The organism is Pseudomonas sp. RIT409, from assembly GCF_003052515.2.
Lineage (GTDB): Bacteria > Pseudomonadota > Gammaproteobacteria > Pseudomonadales > Pseudomonadaceae > Aquipseudomonas.
The window spans coordinates 1-24,348 of sequence record NZ_QARE02000017.1 but is presented as its reverse complement, the minus strand read 5'-3'; the positions used below and the strand labels follow the sequence as shown (position 1 = coordinate 24,348).

Here is a 24,348-nt window from a genome sequence, read left to right as displayed (position 1 = left end):
TTTAGTTTTTCTTGATTCAGAAACCGGGCAATTCAACTCTGAATGTTGTCCCAGTTCTCTCTGCCGATCGCACGCTGATCTGTCCTCTGTGGCCTTTGACTATCTCCGAAGCAATGTAGAGGCCCAGCCCAAGTCCGTCCTGGCGTCCCTGAGCTCGGCTCGCAAGGTTTGAAAATCGAGCGTTTGGCCCGAAGATGTCTGGGATCGCTTCACGAGGGATTGGATCTCCGTAATTGGTTATCTCAAGTACCGCCATCGAATCAGCTCGCTCGAGCGTCACTCTAATCGGCCGGTCTGCATCGCCATGACGAATAGCGTTGACGATGAGGTTTGAGATCACTTGTTCGACGCGATGAGGATCGAATGCCCCAATCATCTCGGTCGACCGCAACTCAATAAGAAGCTCTGTTTCAGGATGAGCGGAGTGAACTTCATTAACGATTTTGCTACAGACATTCGCAAGGTCGTTCGTCTCCAAGTTCATCGCCAAGCCTAAGCCAACGTTGCATCGGGCCAGGTCAAGTAAATCGTCAACCATACGGCTGGCACGCACCGCGCTCGAATAGACCTGATCGGCGTATTGACGAACTCGTTCTGACGCTTCCTTGTTCCGCCGAATCAGGTCCCCTCCAATGAGCACCGAGCTTAACGGCGACCTTAGATCATGTCCCAGTACGCCGAGCACAGTTGTCCGGGTGGTTTCGACTGCTCGGCCATAGGTGGCAACGGACTCAGCGAGTGCTTGATCTATCGCTTCGTCGAACCTGATGACGTCTGCTACCTGCTGAGCTTGGTTTGTCGCTAAATCCCGAAGCCATAATCTCAGAACGCTTGAGCGCAACGCTCGGTACTCCGAAATCATCTGCTCCAAAGAGAACCCAGCCGCAAAGCGCGTCTCTGCGTGAGTCTCGGCGGCAGATTCTCCAGTTTCTCGAGGGCCCAAACCTTGGGATTTTGCGATCTGCTGATCTTCATCTTGATCTTTGCGCATGTCGAGAGCGGCGGTCCGGATTACGTATTCAGCGTGGTTCCGCAGACCGGTTGAATCCATAACGGGTCTAGACGTCTTCACCGTCCGAGCAAAATCTTCCCACTCCTGAAGGATGGGTTCCAGGTTGGTTAGGATAAAATCTGACAATCTCATATTAAAGGTCCTCAGACCGTCTAAACCTATGGCGTCCCTAAACACTTTTGAAGCAGTCCAACGGCACACATGAAGTCTAAGTCCAACCGAAGGGGCAGGTTCGTCAGCCTTTAGGACGACAGCCGAAGCATTTAGGCCGTTCACGGCGCTCGGTGGCTAGGCTCGGAAGTATGCCGGTTGGGCGCACATTAGTAGTAGGGGATGTTATGGGCCCGCATGATCGGCCATGCGCCCATTTAGTCCTCCGGTATGCCGTGAGGCGTAATGATTACTGCTTCGCTTTCTTAAGAATCAAATGGGGGCCTTGATTCCTCACATTTCCAACGTCCTTGCTCACTTCGAACCAGGTGAACTCATCAGTTGGGCGGCAACATTCCTTGGCGATCTCGGCGGCACGCTCCGGCGTGGTCTCCGGATCGACCCACTCCCGCGCATGCTCCGGGCTCAGCACCACCGGGCGCCGGTCATGAATGTCCACCATACCCTGATCCGAATCCGCAGTGATGATCACAAAACCATCCTGCGGGTCCGGCTCCATCCCCTGATATACTTCAGCCAACGCGGCGAAGAACATCGGGCGTTCCTCCTTCAGCCTGATGAAAAAGGGTTGCTTCTTCTTCGGTTCGTCCGGGTCTTTGACCCACTCAAACCAACCGTTTGCCGGGGCCAGTGCACGCCCATTCGGCCACAGCTGGTTGAAGTACTTCCCCGTCATCACCGTCTCGACCCTGGCGTTTATGGGGGTAGGGCGCTTCGCATCCTTCTTCGCCCAGAAAGGCGACCATCCCCATTTCACCTTGTCCACGCTCAATCCGCCGTCCACCGGTCGGATGATCTCCACCCGAGTGGAGGGCGCGACGTTGTAGCGCTCAATCGGCCACAGGTCGTACCCGTTGATCACCAACTGCTCTGGCGCAAGCTCTTTAAGGTAATGGTCCATTGATTCGTAGATCGAGTAGCGTCCGCACATGCTGTCACCCGTCGAAATTTCCCACCCATGAGATTGACCGCAAGCGATCCAGAACGTTAACTGTATATACGTACAGCTACCCAGAGCAAGGCTTGCATCATGAGCGTTTCCATCCTCGGCCCACTATCAGCGCACGGCGAAAAGCTGCCTCTATACTCATTTCACGTACCGGCAGGCTTCCCTTCGCCCGCGGCGGACCACATCGAGAAGCACATCTCCCTCGATGAGTTGTTTGACATCCGCGCGCCACACGTCTACCTCTGCAAGATTGAGGGGGATTCGATGCAGGGGGCAGGGATCTACTGTGGCGATTTGGTGATCGTGGACCGCAGCCTGTATGCCGAGCACGGTGACATCGTCATCGCGGCGCTCAACACTGAGCCGGTGTGCAAGCGCCTGCACATGCGCGGAAACGAAATCATCCTGCAGTCGGAAAATCCGAAATATCCGGCGCGGCACGTTATGGAAGGCGATGAGCTTGTGATTTGGGGCGTTGTGAAATACAGCGTTCGCGATCATGACAAGGCCTGAGCCCGTCTTCGCGCTGATCGACTGCAACAGTTTCTACGCGAGCTGCGAAAGAGTCTTCCGGCCTGACCTGGCCAGGACACCCATCGTGGTGCTGTCGAACAATGACGGCTGCGTCATAGCCCGCTCGTACGACGCGAAGCCTTTCGTGAAGATGGGCCAGCCGTATTTCCAGATCCGCGACCATCTGCGACGAAACGGCGTCGTCGCGTTCAGCAGTAATTACGCGCTCTATGGCGAGATATCTGAGCGCGTCATGACCATCATCGAATCGATGGTACCCGCGACCGAGATTTACTCGATCGACGAGTGCTTCGCTGATCTGACTGGCATCCCAGGGAATCTGACCCAATTCGGCCGCGAGATTCGTGCGCGAATCCTGAAGCACACCGGCATTCCGGTCGGCGTCGGTATTGCTCGCACGAAGACGCTGGCCAAGCTGGCGAACCATACGGCCAAACGGCTGTTAGCGCACACCGGCGGGGTCGTCGACATCTGCGAACCGTTTCGGCGCGATTGGACGTTGCGCAACACCGAAGTGGGTGAGGTGTGGGGCGTGGGCAAGCGCATGAGGGCGCATCTCGAAGCCATGGGGATCAAGACGGCGATGGACCTGGCCCAGGCCGACGCCTGGACGCTGCGGCAGAAATTCAGCGTGGTCATCGAGAAGACGGCTCGGGAGCTGGCCGGTACTCCGTGCCTGGAGCTCAGCGAGGCAGATCCACCAAAACAGGAGATTTGCTGCAGCCGGATGTTCGGCACCCGCCAGAGTGAGATCGAGCCCATCAAGGAAGCCGTGGCCACATACACCCAGCGTGCGGCGGAGAAGCTGAGGGCACAGGGCTCGATGTGCAAGAAGATCAGGGTGAGCATCCGCACCGGGATGTTCAATCCGGAGGAAGCGAAGTATGCCAACGGCGCACTGGTTGAACTGCCATACCCAACGAACGATGTCCGGCTGCTGACGAAGGCGGCGGTCGAAGCCGTGAACCGACTGTTTCGGCCTGGCTTCAAGTACAGCAAGGCCGAGGTACTGCTGATGGATTTGCGGCAGCCAGGCGAATTCACTGAGGACCTGTTCGCGGCGTCTCAATCTGCCGCGGCAGGGAAGGTGATGGAGGTTTTAGATGAGATCAATGGGCGGTGGGGGCGGGGGACATTGCGCGCGGCCAGCGTTCCGTCCGATCCGGCCTGGGCGATGCGGAGGGAGCTGATGAGCCAGAGCTTTACCACACGGCTCGATCAGCTCTGGACGGTCAAATGTAACTGAGGGGTATAGGTCGGCAGAACGCCTAAGGAGGGGGCTAAAACCGTTCCGAAACTAAAAGCGAGGCCCTTGTGGAATGCGGTGTACAGGCCGGTGATTTCAAAAAAGTATGGGAACTCCAATTGCATCCGAGGTCGCGGCCCGGTTGTTTTTCTATAACGGTCTTGAAAACCGGCGAACGTTAATAGCGTTCCCAGGGTTCGAATCCCTGGTTTCCCGCCACACAGATACAGAAAAGCCCTGCAGATGCAGGGCTTTTTTGTTTTCGCCGTTAGGGGCCGGGGGGCTACGGGGCAGCGCTTTCAAGTGTCAGATCCTGAACTGCTTGATGGCGGCCTCCAGGTCTGCACTGAGTGACGACAGCTCCCGCGCGGTATCGGCGCCGCGTTGGGTGTCCTGCGCAACGGCGTCGATGGACACGGCGATCTGCTGGACGCTGCGGTTGATCTCTTCGGAGACGGCGGTTTGCTGCTCTGCCGCACTGGCGATCTGCGCGTTCATCGCGTTGATGGACGAGATCAGACTGGCGATTGCCTCCAGCGAGGTCATGGCGCGCACGGCCTGTTCGCGAGTCTTGCCGCCTGCTTCACTGGATTGCTGCATCGCAGTGACGGTATTGACGGTCCCGGCCTCCAGCCGTCCGATCATCCCATGAATTTCCTTGGTGCTATCCTGCGTGCGGCTTGCCAGCGCTCGGACTTCATCGGCGACGACCGCAAACCCGCGGCCTGCTTCACCGGCGCGAGCCGCCTCGATCGCGGCGTTGAGTGCCAGCAGATTGGTTTGCTCGGCGATGGCGCGGATAACCGCCAGCACCCCGGCGATCGCATCGACTTCGGTCTGCAGCTGAGTCAAGGACAAGCCGCTGGCGGTGAGGTTTTCCACCAGGCCATTGACGCTGTCGACGCTGGCGTTGACGACGGTCCCGGCCGAGGCGCCTTCGTTTTGTGCCTGGCTCGCGGCCCGGGCAGCTTGCTGAGCGTTCTGCGCGACTTGCAGGGCGGCGGTGGACATTTCATGGATGGCCGTGGCGACTTGATCGGTTTCCTGGCGCTGCAGGTCCATCGCCTTTTCTGAGCGTTGGGCCTGATCCGCGACATCCGCGACCAGCGTGTTCAGGCGATAAGTCATGCCTGCGACATGGCCGATCAAGCGGTGAATCTTGTCGACGAAACGGTTGAAGGCCAGGGCCAACTGCCCCAGTTCATCCTCGGCCGCAATGGGCAAGCGATGGGTCAGGTCCCCGTCTCCCGAGGCGATGTTGTCCAATTGCAAGCGGAGTTGGAGTAAGGGCGAAAACAGCCGTTTGACCTGCCACGCAGCCAGCAAGGCCAACAGAACCGAGGCCACGATGCTCAGCGCAAGCACCTGCCAGACCAACTCTGAACGACGCGACTTCAGTTCGGCGGAAACCTGCGCCACCTGCGCGTCGATGTCGTCCAGGTTCACCGCGGTCCCGATCATCAGGTTCCACTTGGCGAGATAGAGGGCATAGCCGATCTTCGGGACAACCTTATCGCTGTTGGGGATGGGAAAACGGTAGCGCTGGTAGTGCGAACCTTCTTGGGCGACGCGCACCAGTTCGTTGATCACGGGCACGCCGTCGGGATCGCGGAAGTCGCGAAAGCTCTCGCCGATTTTGACGTCTTTGTCGGCCCAGAAAACCCTGACGCTGTTGGCATCGTAGCCAAAGTAGTAGCCGTCAGTTCCGTATTTCAGTTGCTTGAGGATGCTGACGGCTTTGTCACGAGCGGTCAGGTCTCCGGGGGAGGAGGCTTCGTAGAGGGCCGCGATGGCGCTTTGGGCAACCTGGACAGAGTGTTCCAGCGCACTTTTTCGGCTGGTGATCAGCGTGTTTCGCGTGTCGTTTACCTGGTCGTCAGCGGTTTTTTGAAGGAGGGTGACCGATAAACCAGCAATCAGGAAGGCGAGCAGGAGTGCGGGAGCGACGCAAAGTACCACCACTTTGCTACGGATGGACAGAGTCATTGTTCAATACCGGAATTGTTATTGGGGTGTCGGCAAACGGCACGATGATAGTCGCCATTTACTTGGCAGGATGCTCGTAATACTACGTAGAAATCGGGCAGTGTTTGACTGCGGCCAATGTCCCGCAGCCAGTGGTGGAAGGCGGGTATGCGGCCTGAGCGTTCACGTTTTCAGCTATCCGAACGCTTTCCCATCATCGTCGCAGGGGTCACATGGCAGCGGATCTATAACGGACCAGACTTTTCAAGATCATGAGCGGCGCGAGCGTTGTTCGCTTGACGCTGCTTTCTTATTTATCCAGCTTTTTTGCCTTCAGTCGGAAACTCACCGAAAAACCCGGATAGCAAACCGCTGACTGTGTCTACGTTTTCCACTTATCACGCTTCCCGACCACTGGTCAGCTCTATTCGAAAAGTCATTTCGGCTATCCGTTTAAGAGTATTGTGGTTGGACAGCCAAGAGCGGCGCTGTTTCGCTCCAAGCTTAAATTGGACGCTTACACTCCAGCCCCCCATTGCATCTGCGGATGACACCGCGCAGGTGAATTCAGCAGGAGCAATAACATGGAACTACTCGGAACACGATTGAGAAACGAGCGTAAAAGACTGGGCCTCACCCAGTTGGCATTCGCAAAGATCGCCGGCGTCGAGCCAAATGCGCAAAGTCATTATGAAAAAGGGCTTCGCTTACCAAAGGCGGACTACCTCCAACGGGTCTGCGATGCAGGGGTGGACCTCCTGTACCTGTTTAACGCAGGTGAGCGCGACGCTGGGAAAGCTGGACCCGGTTTGTCCTCTGTAGCATTCGCGCAACGTAGGCGCGAGGCATATCGTGAAGTCAATAAACCTGTCGATGCCGGGCTGATACTGGATGACCTTTTCCAGTCGCTGTCCCATACCACGCAAGTCATCGAGGACGTCGCAACCTGGTTTCAGCCAGCACACGGGGAAAGCCCGGGCGCCAGTTTCGCCTCTCAGGTCACCGAGTTCAGGAAGGACTCCCAGCGATTCATTGACCGTGCGTTGATGCATATCGCCAGTTCATCTTCATCCCCTTGATGGGTCCGGGCAAACACTGAAATAGCCCTTGCATCGGCCAAGTGCAAGGGGCAGGCCACACTCCACACTCAACCGCCACACTGCTTGACCACGTCCACCCCGGCAATGGCTGAATGTAGCCATCCCGCTCAATGAGGCCGCTGCTTCTCAGACACTCGGCCTATGACGCTTGGCTAGATGGCTGACTGCCCCGGCACACCCCCGGTGAATTCTCCAAAGCGGCTCGCACTTGCGGCACAGAATCTGCTACGGACGCATACAATGACGTCCTTCCCACGCTTTACAGAAAGACCAGGCAGTTATGGCGCTCGACCCAATTACCCTGTTGACCCTCTCAATCGCCTTGGCAGCCGCTGCCGCGCTTTACTTGGCTGCTGAGTGGCGCCATGTCAGAGAAACTTCACTGCTGTTCTGGAGCGCCGGTTTTGCGACGATCACCGTGGGGTCGACCCTGGCGCTCTTGCGCAGCAGCGGCATTTTGTTCATTGGCATCTGGTTCGCCAACGGTTTGCTGGTCACGGCGCACTTCTTGTTCCTGTTGGGCGTGGGACGCTTTACCGAGTCGAAACTGGCGCGAGGCTGGTACCTGATTTTTGCCGTTTGGGTGGGGATGTTGCTGCTGCCCGAGGCGCCGTGGTGGTCCAAGGTCATGCTGATGGTCAATTCGACGCTGGTGGCGTTGTTGATGTTCAAGGCCAGTTCGCTGCTGCGGCCCCACGGCAGGTCGCTGAGTGTGGGCGCGGGTCAGTTGCGCTATGTGTTAATGGGTCATGGGCTGTTTTACCTGGCCAAGGCCATCACGGCAGGGCTGCCGGGGACCTTGATAGACCTCGCGGCATTTCGAGGGGAAATTATCCAGGTTTCGCTGGTGGAAGGTGCGATGGCAATCATGCTGATTGCCCTCTCGATGACGGGCTCGGAACGCTATCGCCGGGAAAAACGCATTGAACGTCTGGCGGCCCGCGACCCTCTCACCGCGCTGTACAACCGTCGTGCGCTGGAGGTCCGTGCACCTCGTTTGCTGGAAGACGTACGCGCCTTTCGCCTGGGTGCCTTGTTGTTGATCGACATCGATCACTTCAAGTCGGTCAACGACCTGCATGGTCACCTCTCGGGTGACCGCTTGCTGATCACCCTCAGTGAGATGGTTCGCTCGCTGTTGCCCAATGGAGCGCTGGCCGCGCGGTTGGGCGGCGACGAGTTCGTGATCCTGTTGAGCGACACGTCCCACGAGCAGGTCGATGCATTGAGTGGGGCGCTGCGCCAGCGCTTTCACGACGCGGCATCGGTGGCGTTCGTCACCCCTGAGGCGGTGACGTTGAGCATTGGTGCCATTCTGTTCGACACCCCTCCGACGAGCCTTGGCGCGTTGATCGAACAGTGTGACGCCGCGCTTTACGCGTCCAAGCGCGGCGGGCGTGACAGCACGCGGCTGGTGGATCGGACGAACTTGGCAGAGACCCTGCTGCCGCCCGTTTGACGAGTCGCCGTGCAACTGGTCCGAATTTTTGCGGCGCTCACGGCACTGGTCTGAACCTTGCTGTAACCCTGGGGCAGGCGGCGCGATCACCATTTTTTTGACGTGATGACACCCTGCATCATCCCCGCAGTCATGTATTGGCGCGCCTCGCGCGCGCCCTGGAGCCCGTCGTGAGTACCCTCTCGGAAATTGCAGCAAACCTGATGAAGCGTGAACGTATGGCCGAAGCGGCCAATGAAAGCCGTGTTGCATCGCAGGGGATGGGCTGGCAGGCGTTGATGGCGTTGTCGCAGGAGAAGGACATTCACCGGTGGCAGGCTGCGCTCAATCAAATGATCGCGCAAAATCCGGGAAAACAACGGGTCACCGTGTTGAGGGTGATAGAGGGCGGGCTGTCCTGATCAATCTGTCCTTTTGCCGCTATTCACGGACTCATTGGCGTTAGCCCGCACCTGTCTGAAGGCGTACAGTCGCAACACTGTCCATGCCTTGACCGGATAACGCCCATGAGTCGTCCTCGCTTTCTCCCCGATAATTTCACGTTGACGCTGATCGCTGTGGTGATCATTGCCAGTGTGCTTCCCGCCAGCGGCCAGGTCGCGGTGGGTTTCAGTTGGCTCACCAACATCGCGATCGCACTGCTGTTTTTCCTCCATGGCGCCAAGCTGTCCCGCGAGTCGATCATTGCGGGCGCCGGTCACTGGCGCTTGCATGTGCTGGTATTCGGTTTGACGTTCGTGATCTTTCCGCTGCTGGGGTTGGCGCTCAAGCCGGTTCTGTCGCCGCTGATCGGCAACGACTTGTACATGGGCATTCTGTATCTGTGCGCGTTGCCGGCGACCGTGCAATCGGCCATCGCCTTCACGTCGCTGGCCAGAGGCAACATTCCCGCTGCGATCTGCAGCGCTGCAGCCTCGAGCCTATTCGGGATTTTCATCACGCCGCTTCTTGTCACGTTGCTGCTGAATGTTCATGGCGACGGCGGCTCGACCGTCGACGCGATCGTGAAAATCAGTATCCAGCTGCTACTTCCCTTCATCGCCGGTCAGATTGCGCGCCGCTGGATTGGCGGCTGGGTGGGGCGCAACAAACACTGGCTGAAATACGTCGACCAAGGTTCCATCCTGCTGGTGGTCTATGGGGCCTTCAGTGAAGCGGTCAACGAAGGTCTCTGGCACAAGATTCCGCTGTGGGACTTGGTCGGCCTGGTGGCGGTGTGTGGCATCGTGCTGACGCTGGTGCTGGTCATCTCGACCCTACTGGGCAAGGCGTTCGGTTTCAGCCTGGAAGACCGCATCACTATCCTGTTCTGCGGGTCGAAGAAAAGCCTGGCGACCGGTGTCCCGATGGCACAAGTCCTGTTCGCGGGCAGCACCATCGGGGTGTTGATCTTGCCCTTGATGCTGTTTCACCAGATCCAACTGATGGTCTGCGCGGTTCTGGCTCAGCGCTACGCGAGAAGAACCGAATCGGTCCCCGAGCTCATGGCACAGGTCGATCCTTGAAGGCCTGACAGTCAACCGGCCATCCGGCACGTGTGCCGACACTTGGCTGATCAGGGCGGTGGCGTCTTCTTTCGCCGCCACCGCACCCACCTCGAAGCCGGCGGACGGTTTCACGCCTCGGCCAGCTGCTCCTCGTACTCTTTCACGTAGCGGCTCGCCAGCGTTTCTTTCTGTTGGTCGTCCAGCAGCTTCCCGGCCATCTGGAAGAATTTGTGTTCTTCTTCCTTAAGATGGTGGTGCACCTTTTCCGACAGCTTTTTCGCGGTCGCCAGCCACGCCGGACTGGACATGTCGGTCTCGTCGAGCTCTTCCATCATCTCGTCCATCTCATGGTGTTCCGATATGGCGTGTCGGCTGAGATCGACGCCGTTGTCGTAGGCCATGAGAGGAATGTAGAAAAAACGTTCTTCGGCAGTTTCGTGGGCTTGCAGCTCGGCCTTCAACTGCTCGTAGGCGTCGGCTCGCTCTTTCGTGTCGCCGTGGGTCTTGATCAAGGCATCGGCGTAGCCGCGCTGACGGTCATGGCTTTCTCTCAGGGCTTCAAAAATATTCACGATCACTTCCTCGGTCGGGCTCACCTCATCCTAGACCTCGCGGGGGTGTGAGGCGTTCCACTCGGTGCCCGGCATAAGCTTAGATCTATACGTTTCTTTAATAATTCTCCGCGGTTTTTATAATCAAAAATAACTTACATGGCCGGCACTCATGCCTTTCGGTGCTGAACGCGTCGGGCCCTTTTCTACAACCGCCCCCAAGGATCGTCATGCCCCTTCGTAAACTTTTCCTGGCAGCTGCTCTGCTGCTGACCACCGTGGCGGCGCAGGCCGAGCAGGTGATCGATATCGGTTACCAGCGCTCATCGACGCTCTGGATCTTGCTCAAGAATGATGGCCAGCTCGAACAACGCCTCAAGCCCTTGGGTTTTACCGTCAACTGGCATGAGTTCAGCAGCGGCCTGTTGAGTGCGATGAATGCGGGAAGTGTCGACCTGCACGCCGATGTGGCGGATGCCTTCGCGCTGTTCACCCAGGCTGCCAATACCCCGTTGACCTACTACGCCCGAGAGAACCCATCGCCGAGCGCGCAGGCGATCATCGTCCAGGACGCCTCACCCATCCGCACGGTGGCCGATCTCAAGGGCAAGCGGGTGGCGGTCTCCAAAGGTTCGGGCAGCAATTTTCTGCTGATTTCGGCGCTCAAGAAAGCCGGGCTGACGCTGGCAGACATCACACCGGTGTATCTGGAAGCGCCGGATGGCGTGGCGGCATTTTCCAGCGGCAATGTCGATGCCTGGGCCATCTGGGACCCGTTCCTGGCGACGCAGCAACGCGAACACCATGTTCGGGTGATTGCCGACGGCAAGGACGGCATCGCCAACTACAACCGCTTCTACGTCGCCAATACGCGCTTCGCCAAGGCTCACCCGGATGTGCTGCAAGTGGTGTTCGACACCCTTCGCGACACGGGGCAGTGGGTCAAAGGCCACCCCCAGGAAGCGGCCAAGAAGCTGGCGCCGCTGTGGGGCAACATCCCGCCTGAGACCGTGGAATTGGCCAACAGCCGGCGCAGCTACGACATTGTCCCGGTCAAGGTGGACCAATTGGCCGAGCAGCAACGCATCGCTGACTATTACTACGAGGCCAAGCTGATTCCGAAGCCGCTGACCATTTCCGATATTGCCGTCTGGACGCCCCAGGCTCACTAAGCAGGGCGGGAGAACCTCATGAGTCGCCAAATTCACCTGTCGGCCTTCCTGCTCAGTGGGCCGGTCATTCACAGCCACGCCGTCTGGCGCCACCCGGAAACCCTGGGCAATTACCTGGACCCCGAGTATTACAGCCGCACCGCCCAGGTGGTGGAGGAGGGGTTGTTCGACTTCCTGTTCTTCGCTGACCGCCTGGCCGTGGGCGACCAGATGGGCGGATCCCGCGACACTGCGCTGCGCTATGGCGCACAGGACGCCACCCGGCTGGACCCGCTGCCGATCCTCTCTTATCTGGTGGGCCAGACCCGCAAGTTGGGGCTGGGGGCCACTCGGTCGACCACCTATTACGAGCCTGCGCATATCGCCCGCGAGTTCGCGACGCTCGATCATCTGTCGAAGGGGCGTGCTGCCTGGAACATCGTCACGTCGATGAATGACAGCGAAGGGCGTTTGTTCGGCAAGGACAAGCACTTGGAGCATGACTTGCGATACGACCGCGCCGACGAATTCGTCGAGGTCGCGCTCAAGCTCTGGCGCAGTTGGGCGCCGGGAGCATTGAAGCTGGACCGTGAAAACGGCGTATTGGCCGATCCATCGAAGATCAGCTCCGTGCAGCACCAGGGTGATTGGTTCCGGGTGGAAGGGCCCTTGAACATTCCGCGTGGCCCGCAAGGCCGCCCGGTCTTGATTCAAGCCGGCTCGTCGGGCCGCGGGCGGCGTTTCGGGGCGCGATGGGCTGAGGCGATTTTCACCATTCATCCGCATTTGAAAGCCATGCAAGCGTTTCGCGAAGATGTCCGCGGCCAAGTGGTACAGCAAGGACGCAGCGCGGACAGTTGCAAGGTGTTGACGGCGGTAATGCCCTTTATCGGCGGCAGCGAAGCGGAAGCTCGAGCCAAGCGCGACAAACACAATGCACTGGCGCGGCCGGAGTTGGGGTTGGTGACGCTGGCGTCGCAGTTGAACGTCGATTTGTCGCCCTTTTCCCTATCATCGACGCTGGCAGAAGTCGCGCGAGCGCCGTCCATTCATCCGGCTGCCGCGGAAAAGCTGCTGATGCAGGGGGCCGACACCACATTGGAAGCATTGGGAAGGATCTTTGCCAGCAGCGTCCGCGTGCCGCAATTGGTGGGCACCGGAGCCCAGATCGCCGATCAGTTGGCTGAACTCTTCACTCAGGGCGGGTGCGATGGTTTCGTGATTTCCCCCGCCTATTTGCCGGGGTCGTTCAGCGAATTCGTCGAGAGTGTGATTCCGCACCTGCAGCGCAAAGGATTGTTCCGCACGGCCTACGAAGGCTCGACGTTACGCGAGCATTTGGGGCTGGCTGCGCTCCAGGAGTGACGCTGAAGGGTTGGGCCTCGAACGCCGCACGGACATTCTGCAGGGCGTGCTGATCTGGGCCCATGGCCAGGCCCGCCTCAGGTGTTCGTACAGGCCTATTGGCGGGCTGTACAGCTTCCCGACAGCCTTTACCCATCGATTGCGGGCTGACATCCGATGCCTGCTGCGTATGATGGGCCCGACGTTTTCCTCAAAGGGCCCGTTTTCAATGAAGAGTTTTTTCGCCGCGTTGCTGTGCGTGTTCACAGGCTTCGCCCATGCCGCCCCGGCCTTGCTGACTGATCTGGCGTTACCCTATCTCGCCGCAGCCCCTGCCGACACCCATGACAAGCCCCTGATCATCTTCTTGCACGGTTACGGCAGTGATGAGCGTGATCTGTTCGGCATCAAGGACGAGTTACCCCGCGATTTCAGCTACCTGTCGGTGCGTGCGCCGCTGGAGGTCGACGGCGGAGGGTACAAGTGGTTCACCCAAGACACCGATCAAGCCGAATACGAGGGCGTGACCCGCGATGTCGACACGAGCACCGACCTGCTCAGGACCTTCATCGAACAGGCGACGGAGAAGTACCGTACGCAGCCGGACAAAGTGATCCTCGTGGGTTTCAGCCAAGGCGCCATGATGACCTACCAGATCGGCCTGCAACATCCGGAACTGGTGCGCGGGATCGCGCCACTGAGCGGGAAAATCCTTTCGGCGCTCAACGCCAGGCTGCAACCGGACGACCGCCTGAAGTCTCTGCGTGTCTTCATCGGGCATGGCCAGGCAGACAACCGCGTGCCGTTCACGGGTGCCACTGAGGCGCGGACCGTGCTCGAGAACCTGCTGATCAACCCTGCGTTCCACGCCTACCCTGGCGCGGGGCACACCATCACGTCCAATGAGGTGGAGGATCTGAAGGGCTGGATTGCCGCACAGTTGAAGTGACCACCGACGCTCGAAAGCGTCGGTGGTTTGCGCTCGCGCGTTAAAGACGCGGGCGGGCGGGAACGGGGGGAATACGCTGGCGCCTCTGATTCTCGCGCGGCGCCGCTACACGCCGAAGGCCTCGGGCGGTCCAATCCTTCAAAATGCGGCTTTGCCGACCGAGGCGCCCCCATCGACGAACAGGGTCTGGCCAGTAATGAAGCCGCTCTGTTCCGACAACAAGAAGGCGATGGCTGAGGCAATTTCTTCCGGCTGGCCGAACCGCCCCATGGGCACGCCGGCGAGGTAGCGTTTCTCGCCTTCGCTTCCCACGGGGTTGTTCTGCCGGAACAGCTCGGTTTCGGTCGGACCGGGGGCGACGGCATTGACGGTGATGCCCGTCTGCGCAAGCTCCAGCGCCCATGAACGAGTGAAGCTGATCAGTGCTGCCTTGGCGGCGGCGTAGGCGGTGCGCTGGGTAATCCCGAGCACCGTCAGGCTGGAAATATTGACGATGCGGCCCCAGCCTTGCTGGCGCATGTGCGGCAGCAAGGCCTGAGTGGCCAGCAGGGCCGAATGCAGGTTGACGCTCATCACCGCGTCGAAATCGTCTAGCTGGATCTGCCCCAGCGCCTGCGGGCGCACCAGGCCGACATTGTTGACCACGCCATCGAATGGATAATGCTGCGCCAGCTCGGCCAGGCCACAGCGGGTCTGATCCTTGTCGCTCAGGTCCATGGCTTTGAGGACGCCGGGGAAGGTCGGGTCGTCGGCGTGGCGGGCGATGCCCACCACTTGGTGGCCGGCGGCGACAAGGGTCTCGGACAACGCACGACCGATGCCTTTACTGGCTCCGGTGATGAGGAAAGTGCGGCGGGTCATGACATCACTCCTTGAACTGTGTGAAAGGTGCTGACCGGTTCAGGCCAATCACCTGTGAGAACCCCGTCTCATGCGGGGCGCGCGGCGGTGGCGTTTTTCAGGAAGGCCAATAGCGCCAGCAGTGGGAAAGCGCTGCCCGCGATCACGATCCAGCCCCAGCCGCCGTGGTCGTACAGGGCGCTGGCGATCACCGAGCCGATCGCGCCGCCGATGAAAATACTGGTCATGTACAACGCGTTCAAACGGCTGCGGCTTTTGGCATCCAGGGCATAAACGGCGCGCTGGCCGACCACCATGTTCATCTGCACACAGAAATCCAGCACCACGCCCGTCAACGCCATGCCGATGACCGCGTAGGCCGGTTCTACAAGGCTGGGAAGAAAACTCAGCGCCGCGAACAGCATGGCGCACAGACTGGCGACCCGGCTGTGACCCGCATCTGCCAGGCGGCCGGCAATCGGCGCTGCGACGGCGCCAATGGCCCCGACCAGTGCGAACAGGGCAATCTGGCTCTGGGACAACCCATGGTTGCGCGCCAGCTCCAGCGGCACGGCGGTCCAGAACAGGCTGAACGTGGCGAACATGCACGCTTGATAAAACGCGCGCTGGCGCAACACCGGCTGCTTGCGCAGCAGGGTCCACAGGGATGTGAGCAATTGCCCATAACGGGCGCTGTGGGTGGGTTGGTGTTTGGGGATGGTCGTTGCCAGTACCAGGGAAATGACCAGCATCACGACGGCCGCGGTACCGAACACTGCGCGCCAGCCGAGATGATCGGCGATCAGACTGGAGGCCGGCCGCGCCAGCAGAATGCCAAGCAACAGGCCACCCATGATGCTACCCACCACCCGCCCACGGCTCTCTTCGGGCGCCAGATGGGCGGCGAGGGGAATCAGGATCTGCACGGCCACTGAGCTGAAACCCACCAGCAGGGAAGCCAATAGAAACACATCGGGGGACTGGGAGAACGCCGCGCTCAGCAAGCTCAGGAGCGCCACGCCGGTGGTGACCATCATCAAGCGACGGTTCTCCAGCAGATCACCCAAAGGCACCAGGAAAAACAGCCCCAGCGCGTAGCCAATCTGCGTCAGCGAAACAATGAAGCTCGCCACGGTGCTCGACAGGCCGATATCGGGCGCAATCAGGCCAATGATCGGTTGAGCGTAATAGATGTTGGCGACGATCGCGCCGCAGCAAAAGGCGAACAGTGTCGCCAGTCCCTTCGTCATGGTAGTGCCGTGGGACGGATGAGGCATCGAAGTCATGAGCTACTCGGTTGACCGTGAGGGTGTCGACAGCTTGCGCCATCGGAAGACAAGGGTTGAGGACCAGAGGCTAACGCTTTTCCATAGCCTTAAGAAGGTCTAGCGAATCGATATGAGCTATGCCTGAAAGGAATGGCATGACCTCGTCGGGAGGGCGTCAATCGGCCGAAACTTTTCCACTTTCTGTCCGGTCATTCCTGTACACACCCCAAGGGAATTCAGGCAATGGCTCGGGCAATCTGGAAGGGCGCGATCAGCTTCGGACTGGTGCACATACCGGTGGCGCTGGTGTCGGCAACGTCCCATCAAGGGGTCGATTTCGACTGGCTGGACAAGCGCAGCATGGACCCGGTCGGCTACAAGCGGGTCAACAAAGTCACCGGCAAGGAAGTGACCAAGGAAAATATCGTCAAGGGCGTGGAGCACGAGAAGGGCCGTTATGTGGTGATCAGCGAAGATGAAATTCGCGCCGCCCACCCACGCTCGACTCAGACCATCGATATTTTCGGCTTTGTCGACAGCGCGGACATCCCCCTGCAGAACATCGATACCCCGTACTTCCTGGCACCCGACAAACGCGGCGAGAAGGTCTACGCTCTCTTACGGCAGACGTTAGTGGACACCGGCAAGGTGGCACTGGCCCATGTGGTGATCCGCACCAGCCAGCACCTGGCCGCCGTGATGCCGCTGGACTCGGCGATCATGCTGGTGCTGCTGCGATGGCCTGCCGAGGTGCGTGGGCTGGACAGTCTCGAATTGCCCAAGGAAGTGACCGACGCGAAGCTCAATAAAAGCGAGTTGGACATGGCCAAGCGGCTGGTCAAGGACATGAGCGCCGATTGGACACCGGACGCCGACGAGTACCGCGATCGTTTTCAGGAACAGATCATGGCGCTGGTTGAAACCAAGGCCCGGGAAGGCAAGATCGAAGATGTGGAAACCGACGCCGGTGAGGACGAGCGCAAATCCGCTGATGTCATTGATTTGACCGAATTGCTCAAGCGCAGTCTGGGCAGCCGTGGAGGCTCTTCCAAGGCAGAGGCCAAGACCAAATCTGCCGGCAAAAGCAAGGCAGCCGCCGACGAGGCAGGCCCCACCAAACGACGAGCGCCGGCCAGGAAGAAAACCACCAAAGCGTCCTGACGGACGAAGCCTTGCGTACAGCCGTGCGTTGGCATCGATCTGTGAAACGGCTCTGTGAAACGGCTCTTTGAAATAACGGTGCAGAGGTTGAATCGACCATGGCCAGACCCGTGAGTGAATACGCCCGCAAGCGCAACTTCGACATCACATCCGAGCCCCCCGAATCCGACGTCTCGGCCAGTGACGAGAAGGGCCGCGCATTGACCTTCGTGGTTCACAAGCACGACGCCCGCAACCTGCATTACGACTTTCGCCTGGAGCTGGACGGCACCCTCAAGAGCTGGGCGGTCCCCAAGGGGCCTAGTCTGGACCCCAAAAACAAGCGCCTTGCCGTTCACGTTGAAGACCATCCGCTGGATTACGGCAGCTTCGAGGGCCACATCCCGGAAGGCCAATACGGCGGCGGGGATGTGATCGTTTGGGACCGCGGCGTCTGGCAGCCCCATGGCGACCCCCGCGAGACGTACAAGGCTGGCAAACTCAAATTTACCCTGATCGGTGAAAAGCTCACCGGGGATTGGGCGCTGGTGCGCACTCACTTGCCTGGCAGCGGCGACAAGGAACAGTGGCTGTTGATCAAGGAGAAAGACAGCGCCGTGCGGTCAGCCGACGATTACGACATTGTGGTGGACAAGCCGCTGAGCGTGGTCAGTGGCGCCACGGTGGGTGACAAGCGCGCGACAGCCAAGACGAACAAGCGTAAGACGGCCGCCGCCGCACCAGCGGCAGCGGAGAAGAAGGCGTCCGGCAACACGGCGTCGCCCCGATCCTCGTCGGCCGGTTCATCGCCTGTTCCAGAAAAGTTTTCGCCGCAACTGGCCACCCTCATGGACACGCCGCCAGAGGGCGAGTGGCTGTACGAAATCAAGTACGACGGCTACCGGATCCTGGCAAGGATCATCGGTGGTGAGGTGCGGATGATCACCCGCAATGGCCATGACTGGACCGACCGTCTGCCCCTGCAAGCCAAGGCCATCAGCGAGCTGAACCTGGGTGATGGCTGGCTCGACGGCGAAGCGGTGGTGCTCAACGACGACGGCCTGCCGGATTTTCAGGCCTTGCAAAACGCATTCGACCGCGGCCGCAGTAACGACATCGTGTATTACCTGTTCGACGTGCCGTTCATCAATGGCGAGGACATCCGAGAGCGGCCGGTGGAAGAGCGCCGTGCGGCCCTAAAAAAGCTGCTGGGTAAACAGAAAAAAGGCCCGTTGCGCTTTTCTGAGGCGTTCTCTGCCAGCCACCGGGACATCATCGAGAGCGCCTGCTCGCTGTCCTTGGAAGGGGTGATTGGCAAGCGGGCGGGCAGCGCCTACCAATCTCGCCGCAGCCCGGACTGGATCAAACTCAAGTGCACGTTGCGTCAGGAGTTCGTGATCGTCGGGTTCACCCAGCCCCAAGGCACTCGCAGCGGCTTCGGCGCGCTGCTGCTGGCGGTCAACGAAGAGGGGGCCGGGTTGGTGTATGCAGGTCGAGTGGGCACCGGTTTCAACCAGAAAATGCTTGGCGAAATGGCCGAACGCCTGAAGGCGATGGAACAGGACACCTCACCTCTGGCGAAGAAACTCACCAGCGCCCAGGCGAAGGGGGTGCACTGGGTCAAGCCGTCGTGGGTGGGCGAAGTCCAGTTCAGCGAATGGACCCGCGAAGGGATCATCCGCCACGCCTCGTTCATTGCGTTGCGCAACGATAAGCCCGCGAGTGAAGTGGTGCACGAATACCCCAGAACGCCGAAGGACATCAAAGCCCCGTTCAAGCCCCGCGCCGGAAAGTCAGCCTCAGGCAAGACGAAAGCGTCCACCGAGCAGGCCAAGCCCGCGGGCAAGCGCTCAGGCAAAGACAAGATCGAGGTGGCGGGCGTCCCGATCAGTCATCCCGACCGGGTCATCGACAGCCAGAGCGGCTTGCACAAGATCGATCTGGCGCATTATTACGAGTCAGTCGCCGACTGGATCCTGCCTCATCTGGATCACCGGCCAGTTGCGTTGTTGCGTTGCCCGGAGGGCGTGGAGGGCGAGCAGTTCTTTCAGAAGCATGCCGATCGGCTGGCCATTCCTCATATCAAGCAGCTCGATCCTTCGCTTGACCCCGGCCACGCACGGTTGATGGAGATCGACAGTGTGCAGGCCCTGGTGGGCGCAGCGCAGATGGGCACGGTGGAGCTGCACACGTGGGGCGCGACCTACGACAAGATCGAGTTGCCTGACCACTTTGTCCTGGACTTGGACCCGGACCCCGCCTTGCCATGGCGCAGCATGATCGAAGCGACGCAATTGACCTTGTCGGTGTTGGATGAAATAGGGCTGGATGCGTACATCAAGACCAGTGGCGGCAAAGGCATGCACATCGTCGTCCCGCTGGCGCGCAAGGCCGACTGGGAGACCGTCAAAGCCTTCGCCAAGGCGCTGGCACAGTTCATCTCCCAACAACTGCCTGAACGCTTCACCGCCACCTCCGGCCCCAAGAATCGCGTGGGCAAGATCTTCATCGATTACCTGCGTAACTCACGGGGAGCGAGTACCGTGGCCGCTTATTCCGCCCGCGCACGTCCGGGCCTTCCGGTGTCGGTGCCGGTGACCCGAGAGGAGCTCACTGGCCTGAAATCTTCTGCGCAGTGGAACATCGGCAATGTGCTCAAACGGCTGCGCAAGCTCAAGGCCGACCCGTGGGCCGGGTACAAGAACACCCAACGGATCACCAAACCGATGTGGAAGAGGTTGGGGGTCAAAGCGCCGGGGTGACGCGTCGGTGCCAGGCCATGGCCGAGGTGGCACCCATCACCCCGATTTAACGCTCGCCAGACTGCGCCGCATCTGCCCCGGCGCCAGGCCATAGGTGTCTTTGAACACTTTGGCGAATGCCGCTTGTGATTGATAGCCCACTTCAGCGGCGATGTCGCTCAACCCGCTGCGCGACCGGCTGAGCAGCCCGAACGCCATCTGCATCCGCACTTGGGTCAACAGGACCCAGGGTGAGCTGCCGCTGACCTTGCTGAACGTGCGCATGAACGTTGCGCGGGACATGGTCGCCAGTTCCGCCAGGCCTTCGACGGTCCATTGGTGGGCAGGGTTGGCGAGCATCGCCTGCCAGGCGCGGCTCAGACGGCGGTCGCTCAACAAGGCCAGGCTGCCATTGCCCTGGGGCGACTGAGCCAGATGGGCACGCAGGACCAGCGTGAACAGCGCCGAGGTCAGCGCATTGACCATGTATTGGCCGCCCGCCTGATCCGTATCGGCTTCGCTGCGCAGCAAGGCGACCAGCGCGCCAAGCGCGTGCTCTGTGCCCAGTGCGTGAGTCGAAATCAACACGTGATCGGGCAGCGCCGAGAACAGCATGGAACCCTGTTGGTAGTGGAAGCTGCCGCACAGCAAATCGAGATCGGCGCCGTCGCCGAATCGCTTGACCTCCAACAAACCACCGGGCTCTCTGCGCGGCACTGACGGCATGACCCGCTTCCCAGGGCTGCGAAGGGCATGGGCCGCGCCTCCCGGTAGCACGAGGATGTCGCCCGCCACCAGCTTCACGTCGCGACGGTCTGGCAATTCAACGTGGCATTCACCTGCCAGGACAATGTGATAAGGCGCGGTACCCGGGGCTTCGGGGGGATGATCCAGCGCCCAGTCGCCCTGAAACTGGCAGCGCAGATCAAGGCTGCCCCGGACATCCGCGAGGGTAATGAGCGTGTCGATCGCGTTCATATGAGACGTTCGAACAAAAAAATGAGTAAAACAGGCAAGTTCCACCAGCGCAACGGAGGGAAACTGGTCGTGTTCCCGGCGCAGTCTAGTCGCCGCTCTCAGGAGATACCACCATGTTCAGCAATTGGCCCGACCTCGTTTCCACCATCAAGAAATCCTTCGGTTCACTGTCCAAATCCAACCCGAAAATGGTCAAGGCCTACATGGCGCTTGGCGATGCCGCCGCAGAGAACAATGTCCTCGACGCCAAGACCCGCGAGTTGATTTCCATCGCGGTGGCGATCACTACCCGTTGCGACGGCTGTATCGGGGCCCACTCCGAAGCCGCCATCGCGGCGGGGGCCACTCGAGAAGAAGTGGCCGCGGCCTTGGCGACCGCCATCTCGCTGAACGCAGGTGCGGCCTACATTTACTCGATGCATGCGCTAGAGGCGTACGACGCCTTGAAGAAGTGAGGCGGTCCCGCTTCTTCGCAACACGGCTGAGCGGCGACGCGTCCCTCGGCCGTGTTGTTCGACTGCACGGGGTGGACGGCGCTGCCGTATTCCGTTTGGCGCAGTGCGCAGCGGCTGTCAGCTTTCGGGTAATGCGGGCACAGGCCCGACGCAACTGAAATCCACCGATTCACTGACCTCTTTCCAGCGCTCGGCGGTGTCGGCCCTGTTCGCCTCTACGGGTGCCAGGTAGTGTCGCGCATCGCTTCCCAAGAGCAGACGCAGCGGTGGCTGGGGGTGTTCGACGAGCTTGAGGATCACTTGGGCGACCCGGTCAGGGTCGCTGTTTTCGTTGCCCGTGATCGTCCGTAACAAGGCACGCATCTGGCCAACGTTCTGTTCATACGCCGCCATGTAGGGCACGTCGCTGCCGCGGGCACGGACGGCCCATTGGGTGCGCATGCCGCCAGGCTCCAGGGTGGTCACGTGCACGCCCAGTGGCTTGAGCTCTGCAGCGAGCACATCAGAGAAACCGCCCACCGCCCATTTGGCCGACTGATAGGCGCTCAAGCCCACCGTGGCCATCCGTCCACCGACCGAGGAAATCTGTACGATCCGGCCCGCGCCCTGTTCCCGCAAGACCGGGACGGCGGCTCGGCACAGATTCACCACGCCGAAAAAGTTCGTCTCGAATTCCAGGCGGAAGTCCGCTTCAGCGATTTGCTCGAACGGCAACATGTGACCGAAGCCCGCGTTGTTGACCAGCACATCCAGCCGGCCAAAGGTCGACACCGCTGCGTCTACCGCCGCCTTGGCGGCGGAGGCGTCGGTGACATCCAGTTCAAATGGAAGGATGCGCGACGGGTAGCGCTGCTTGAGATCCTCAAGGCGATCGATTTGACGGGCGGCGGCGAGCAGGCAGTCGCCTGATTGCAGCACGGCTTCGGCAATGTGGCGGCCAAGGCCACTGGCGCTGCCAGTGACTAACCAGACTTTAGACATAATGAACTCCTAGCAAGTGAATAACGTTATGAGTAAGTAATCACTCATTTAAAAGCGCATGTATCAGTCCTGTGCAATTGCATTCCAGTAAGCCTCGAAGCCTGCGTCGCAATAGCGCTCGGCGTGCTCCGGTTCGTTGGTCATGAAGTCCATGGTGGTTTCTGCCAGCGAACGCATGATCGCGGCGATGAACGCCGTAGGCTGATCCCGCAGCACGCCGCGGGTGGTGCCTTCTTGCATGTGGCGCTGAATGTCGCCGAACGCCTCGCTTCCAGACCGTCGGCTCGCTTCGGTCAGGCGGTCGCACATCATCAGCAGAGCCATCGCTTTGCGTTCGAGAGGGTGGGCCACGCCCCAGTTGACGTAGGTGTGCCAGGCATGGTGCAAGCGGCGTTTGAGGTCTTGATCTTTCGGGTAACCCGGAATCATGGCATCGCGCAGTTGCGCTTTGACGTCCAGATACACCTGATTGAGGAGGTCGTCCTTGGTCTCGAAGTAGTTGTAGAGCGTGCCTTCGGATACACCCGCGCCTTTGGCAATCCTGGAGGTTGGTGCGCCGAGGCCCTGTTCGGCGAAAACGCGAACAGCGGATTTCACGAGTGCAGTACGCTTGTCTTCGCTTTTGGGACGAGCCATGGGCAATCTGGAATTGAGTGAGTAGTTACTCATTTATACGCCGGAGCTTCTCAGGTGACAAGCGGGTGGTGGACGCTCGGTCGGAAACTCCGGCACTAGGCAAGTCCCGGCAACTGCCGTGTCGTTCGTCAAACGGCGATGATCAACCTTGCGTCGAAACGCAGCAGCCTGGGCCGGGCGGTCGTCCCGTAATGCATCAGCCGATCGAAGCGAGCCCGTCACCGGTCTCTGCCGGGTAGAACTCACCTTGTAAATTCAGCGTGTTCAAGCGCTGGCGCACCGTGTCTTCAATCTCGATGACCTGGTCCGGGTCGTCGATGTCATCCACCACCAGCCAGACACCGTGCAGGTTCTGGTCGTGGGTGCCTTCGCTGAGCATGTCGTGGGTGTAGGCCTGGTTCGAGCGCCACAGGCACATTTCGTCTTCCCTATGGCCGCTCTCCGTGAGCGCTTCGGCAGAGGTCAGCCAGACTTCCTTGTAGGGGCGCAAATCCGCTTCGGCAAGTTCCTTGAGGGTGATCACTGTCTTCATTTCGGGCCTCCTGGGTCTGTGCATAACGTGTGACGCGTGCTCGCGCGCAGTGTTCCATCGTCCTGTGCCTGTGGGCCGATGGGCGGTTGAACCGATGCCGACAGTGGAGGGTCGATCAGTCATTGTCCGATCAGGAGGCACGGTCATGAGGCACTCGGCGCTGTTTACCCGTCGACGTTTGCTGAGGGTGGCTGCGGGGGTAGCGGCGGCATTGGCGTTCGACGCACTGCCGGTCATGGCTGACGAACGAATAAAACCTTCAGGCAACAGCACAGGAGCCCGGAACATGTTGACCCGAGACATTCCCTCCAGCGCAGAGCCATTGCCGATGATCGGTGTCGGCACCTATCGCGGTTTCGACGTAGCGCCCGGTGATCCAGCGTATCAGGCGCTGCCTGAGGTGCTGTCCGAGTTGTTCAAGGCCGGCGGAACGGTGGTCGACAGCTCGCCTATGTACGGGCGAGCCGAACAGACCACAGGAGAGTTGCTGTCGATCCACCGGCCACGCTCGCCAGCCTTTCTCGCCACCAAAGTCTGGACCCGTGGCGCCCAAGCGGGCATTGCCCAGATGGAGGCGTCGTTTCGGCTGCTGCAGACAGATCGCATCGACCTGATGCAGATCCATAACCTGCTGGACTGGAAAGCCCACCTGCCGACGTTGCGCCAATGGAAGGAACAGGGCCGTATTCGCTACATCGGCATCACCCACTACACCCCGTCGGCGTATGACGAAGTCGAAGCGGTCATCAAAGCCGAGCCACTGGACTTTCTGCAGATCAATTACGCGCTGGATGACCGCGCGGTGGAGTCGCGGTTGTTACCCCTGTGCCGGGACCGCGGGGTGGCCGTCATCTGCAAC

22 protein-coding genes and 1 pseudogene are annotated in these 24,348 nt (G+C 60.1%); 13 read left to right on the top strand and 10 right to left on the bottom strand.

Features of this window, described 5'->3' with window-relative positions:
- Window positions 1-16 precede the first annotated feature (16 nt).
- Window positions 17-1,144 (bottom strand): HAMP domain-containing sensor histidine kinase, encoded by a 1,128-nt coding sequence (locus tag DBP26_RS19615; RefSeq protein WP_108239185.1) that lies wholly within the window; start codon window positions 1,142-1,144, stop codon window positions 17-19.
- A 268-nt stretch (window positions 1,145-1,412) separates the two neighbouring features.
- Window positions 1,413-2,114: an SOS response-associated peptidase family protein gene (locus tag DBP26_RS19610; RefSeq protein ID WP_108239184.1), complete on the bottom strand. Its 702-nt coding sequence runs from the start codon at window positions 2,112-2,114 to the stop codon at window positions 1,413-1,415.
- A gap of 99 nt (window positions 2,115-2,213) precedes the next feature.
- Between DBP26_RS19610 and umuD the strand changes: the two genes are divergently transcribed.
- Window positions 2,214-2,645 carry a translesion error-prone DNA polymerase V autoproteolytic subunit gene (gene umuD / locus DBP26_RS19605; RefSeq protein ID WP_108239183.1) on the top strand — a complete coding sequence of 144 codons (432 nt, stop codon included), beginning with the start codon at window positions 2,214-2,216 and terminating at the stop codon, window positions 2,643-2,645.
- Window positions 2,632-3,912 carry a Y-family DNA polymerase gene (locus DBP26_RS19600; RefSeq protein ID WP_108239182.1) on the top strand — a complete coding sequence of 427 codons (1,281 nt, stop codon included), beginning with the start codon at window positions 2,632-2,634 and terminating at the stop codon, window positions 3,910-3,912. The genes umuD and DBP26_RS19600 overlap by 14 nt, the downstream gene beginning before the upstream one ends.
- Window positions 3,913-4,218: 306 nt before the next feature.
- On the opposite strand, the gene DBP26_RS19595 is transcribed toward DBP26_RS19600, so the two are convergent.
- Window positions 4,219-5,898 carry a methyl-accepting chemotaxis protein gene (locus DBP26_RS19595; RefSeq protein ID WP_108239181.1) on the bottom strand — a complete coding sequence of 560 codons (1,680 nt, stop codon included), beginning with the start codon at window positions 5,896-5,898 and terminating at the stop codon, window positions 4,219-4,221.
- A 563-nt stretch (window positions 5,899-6,461) separates the two neighbouring features.
- Between DBP26_RS19595 and DBP26_RS27380 the strand changes: the two are divergent.
- From DBP26_RS27380 to DBP26_RS19575, 4 genes and pseudogenes are all read left to right on the top strand, one after another.
- A pseudogene (locus tag DBP26_RS27380) lies at window positions 6,462-6,644 on the top strand (helix-turn-helix transcriptional regulator); the annotation flags it as partial.
- Window positions 6,645-7,257: 613 nt separating this feature from the next.
- A complete protein-coding gene (locus DBP26_RS19585; protein ID WP_108239179.1) occupies window positions 7,258-8,436 on the top strand; it encodes a GGDEF domain-containing protein in 1,179 nt (392 codons plus the stop codon).
- A 137-nt stretch (window positions 8,437-8,573) separates the two neighbouring features.
- Complete coding sequence (locus tag DBP26_RS19580; protein WP_146749678.1) at window positions 8,574-8,837, top strand: hypothetical protein; 264 nt, start codon at window positions 8,574-8,576, stop codon at window positions 8,835-8,837.
- Between the two features lie 105 nt (window positions 8,838-8,942).
- A complete protein-coding gene (locus DBP26_RS19575; protein WP_108239177.1) occupies window positions 8,943-9,941 on the top strand; it encodes a bile acid:sodium symporter family protein in 999 nt (332 codons plus the stop codon).
- A 110-nt stretch (window positions 9,942-10,051) separates the two neighbouring features.
- Here DBP26_RS19575 and DBP26_RS19570 read toward each other — a convergent pair whose 3' ends face one another.
- On the bottom strand, window positions 10,052-10,495 hold the full coding sequence (locus DBP26_RS19570; RefSeq protein WP_108239298.1) for a hemerythrin domain-containing protein: 444 nt from the start codon (window positions 10,493-10,495) through the stop codon (window positions 10,052-10,054).
- A 209-nt stretch (window positions 10,496-10,704) separates the two neighbouring features.
- On the opposite strand from DBP26_RS19570, the gene DBP26_RS19565 reads away from it, so the two are divergent.
- The 3 genes from DBP26_RS19565 (at window position 10,705) to DBP26_RS19555 (ending at window position 13,918) form a co-directional block, all read left to right on the top strand.
- Window positions 10,705-11,646 carry an aliphatic sulfonate ABC transporter substrate-binding protein gene (locus DBP26_RS19565; protein WP_108239176.1) on the top strand — a complete coding sequence of 314 codons (942 nt, stop codon included), beginning with the start codon at window positions 10,705-10,707 and terminating at the stop codon, window positions 11,644-11,646.
- 18 nt (window positions 11,647-11,664) lie between these two features.
- The gene (locus DBP26_RS19560) at window positions 11,665-12,990 is read left to right on the top strand and encodes an LLM class flavin-dependent oxidoreductase (RefSeq protein WP_108239175.1); all 1,326 of its coding nucleotides are present in this window, start codon (window positions 11,665-11,667) and stop codon (window positions 12,988-12,990) included.
- 208 nt (window positions 12,991-13,198) lie between these two features.
- Window positions 13,199-13,918: a dienelactone hydrolase family protein gene (locus DBP26_RS19555; RefSeq protein WP_108239297.1), complete on the top strand. Its 720-nt coding sequence runs from the start codon at window positions 13,199-13,201 to the stop codon at window positions 13,916-13,918.
- Window positions 13,919-14,056: 138 nt separating this feature from the next.
- On the opposite strand, the gene DBP26_RS19550 is transcribed toward DBP26_RS19555, so the two are convergent.
- Both DBP26_RS19550 and DBP26_RS19545 read right to left on the bottom strand, forming a co-directional pair.
- Window positions 14,057-14,779, bottom strand: a complete 723-nt coding sequence (locus DBP26_RS19550) for an SDR family oxidoreductase (RefSeq protein ID WP_108239174.1) — start codon at window positions 14,777-14,779, stop codon at window positions 14,057-14,059.
- 68 nt (window positions 14,780-14,847) lie between these two features.
- Window positions 14,848-16,035: an MFS transporter gene (locus DBP26_RS19545; RefSeq protein WP_108239296.1), complete on the bottom strand. Its 1,188-nt coding sequence runs from the start codon at window positions 16,033-16,035 to the stop codon at window positions 14,848-14,850.
- Between the two features lie 234 nt (window positions 16,036-16,269).
- On the opposite strand from DBP26_RS19545, the gene DBP26_RS19540 reads away from it, so the two are divergent.
- The gene (locus DBP26_RS19540) at window positions 16,270-17,187 is read left to right on the top strand and encodes a Ku protein (protein WP_108239173.1); all 918 of its coding nucleotides are present in this window, start codon (window positions 16,270-16,272) and stop codon (window positions 17,185-17,187) included.
- Between the two features lie 98 nt (window positions 17,188-17,285).
- The gene (ligD, locus tag DBP26_RS19535; protein ID WP_108239172.1) at window positions 17,286-19,928 is read left to right on the top strand and encodes a DNA ligase D; all 2,643 of its coding nucleotides are present in this window, start codon (window positions 17,286-17,288) and stop codon (window positions 19,926-19,928) included.
- Window positions 19,929-19,964: 36 nt separating this feature from the next.
- On the opposite strand, the gene DBP26_RS19530 is transcribed toward ligD, so the two are convergent.
- A complete protein-coding gene (locus tag DBP26_RS19530; protein WP_108239171.1) occupies window positions 19,965-20,885 on the bottom strand; it encodes an AraC family transcriptional regulator in 921 nt (306 codons plus the stop codon).
- Between the two features lie 113 nt (window positions 20,886-20,998).
- Here DBP26_RS19530 and DBP26_RS19525 point away from each other — a divergent pair, with 113 nt between their 5' ends.
- A complete protein-coding gene (locus DBP26_RS19525; RefSeq protein ID WP_108239170.1) occupies window positions 20,999-21,340 on the top strand; it encodes a carboxymuconolactone decarboxylase family protein in 342 nt (113 codons plus the stop codon).
- Window positions 21,341-21,457: 117 nt separating this feature from the next.
- Here DBP26_RS19525 and DBP26_RS19520 read toward each other — a convergent pair whose 3' ends face one another.
- The 3 genes from DBP26_RS19520 to DBP26_RS19510 all read right to left on the bottom strand — a co-directional run bounded on the left by DBP26_RS19520 (window position 21,458) and on the right by DBP26_RS19510 (window position 23,489).
- Window positions 21,458-22,321: an SDR family NAD(P)-dependent oxidoreductase gene (locus DBP26_RS19520; protein WP_108239169.1), complete on the bottom strand. Its 864-nt coding sequence runs from the start codon at window positions 22,319-22,321 to the stop codon at window positions 21,458-21,460.
- Between the two features lie 63 nt (window positions 22,322-22,384).
- Window positions 22,385-22,957 (bottom strand): TetR/AcrR family transcriptional regulator, encoded by a 573-nt coding sequence (locus DBP26_RS19515; RefSeq protein ID WP_108239168.1) that lies wholly within the window; start codon window positions 22,955-22,957, stop codon window positions 22,385-22,387.
- A gap of 196 nt (window positions 22,958-23,153) precedes the next feature.
- Entirely contained in the window at window positions 23,154-23,489 is a 336-nt protein-coding gene (locus tag DBP26_RS19510) for a hypothetical protein (protein WP_108239167.1), read from the bottom strand.
- Window positions 23,490-23,634: 145 nt separating this feature from the next.
- Here DBP26_RS19510 and DBP26_RS19505 point away from each other — a divergent pair.
- The coding region (locus DBP26_RS19505) for an aldo/keto reductase (RefSeq protein ID WP_108239295.1) at window positions 23,635-24,348 on the top strand (714 nt) is incomplete at its 3' end.

Excerpts from the sequence above, each read along its gene's own strand:
- DBP26_RS19540 (WP_108239173.1), top strand. The coding sequence starts at position 16,270 with ATGGCTCGGGCAATCTGGAAGGGCGCGATCAGCTTCGGACTGGTGCAC.
- DBP26_RS19545 (WP_108239296.1), bottom strand. The coding sequence starts at position 16,035 with ATGCCTCATCCGTCCCACGGCACTACCATGACGAAGGGACTGGCGACA.
- DBP26_RS19585 (WP_108239179.1), top strand. The coding sequence starts at position 7,258 with ATGGCGCTCGACCCAATTACCCTGTTGACCCTCTCAATCGCCTTGGCA.
- DBP26_RS19530 (WP_108239171.1), bottom strand. The coding sequence starts at position 20,885 with ATGAACGCGATCGACACGCTCATTACCCTCGCGGATGTCCGGGGCAGC.
- DBP26_RS19565 (WP_108239176.1), top strand. The coding sequence starts at position 10,705 with ATGCCCCTTCGTAAACTTTTCCTGGCAGCTGCTCTGCTGCTGACCACC.
- DBP26_RS19525 (WP_108239170.1), top strand. The coding sequence starts at position 20,999 with ATGTTCAGCAATTGGCCCGACCTCGTTTCCACCATCAAGAAATCCTTC.
- ligD (WP_108239172.1), top strand. The coding sequence starts at position 17,286 with ATGGCCAGACCCGTGAGTGAATACGCCCGCAAGCGCAACTTCGACATC.
- DBP26_RS19560 (WP_108239175.1), top strand. The coding sequence starts at position 11,665 with ATGAGTCGCCAAATTCACCTGTCGGCCTTCCTGCTCAGTGGGCCGGTC.
- umuD (WP_108239183.1), top strand. The coding sequence starts at position 2,214 with ATGAGCGTTTCCATCCTCGGCCCACTATCAGCGCACGGCGAAAAGCTG.
- DBP26_RS19550 (WP_108239174.1), bottom strand. The coding sequence starts at position 14,779 with ATGACCCGCCGCACTTTCCTCATCACCGGAGCCAGTAAAGGCATCGGT.
- DBP26_RS19515 (WP_108239168.1), bottom strand. The coding sequence starts at position 22,957 with ATGGCTCGTCCCAAAAGCGAAGACAAGCGTACTGCACTCGTGAAATCC.
- DBP26_RS19510 (WP_108239167.1), bottom strand. The coding sequence starts at position 23,489 with ATGAAGACAGTGATCACCCTCAAGGAACTTGCCGAAGCGGATTTGCGC.
- DBP26_RS19575 (WP_108239177.1), top strand. The coding sequence starts at position 8,943 with ATGAGTCGTCCTCGCTTTCTCCCCGATAATTTCACGTTGACGCTGATC.
- DBP26_RS19595 (WP_108239181.1), bottom strand. The coding sequence starts at position 5,898 with ATGACTCTGTCCATCCGTAGCAAAGTGGTGGTACTTTGCGTCGCTCCC.
- DBP26_RS19610 (WP_108239184.1), bottom strand. The coding sequence starts at position 2,114 with ATGTGCGGACGCTACTCGATCTACGAATCAATGGACCATTACCTTAAA.
- DBP26_RS19555 (WP_108239297.1), top strand. The coding sequence starts at position 13,199 with ATGAAGAGTTTTTTCGCCGCGTTGCTGTGCGTGTTCACAGGCTTCGCC.
- DBP26_RS19600 (WP_108239182.1), top strand. The coding sequence starts at position 2,632 with ATGACAAGGCCTGAGCCCGTCTTCGCGCTGATCGACTGCAACAGTTTC.
- DBP26_RS19520 (WP_108239169.1), bottom strand. The coding sequence starts at position 22,321 with ATGTCTAAAGTCTGGTTAGTCACTGGCAGCGCCAGTGGCCTTGGCCGC.
- DBP26_RS19615 (WP_108239185.1), bottom strand. The coding sequence starts at position 1,144 with ATGAGATTGTCAGATTTTATCCTAACCAACCTGGAACCCATCCTTCAG.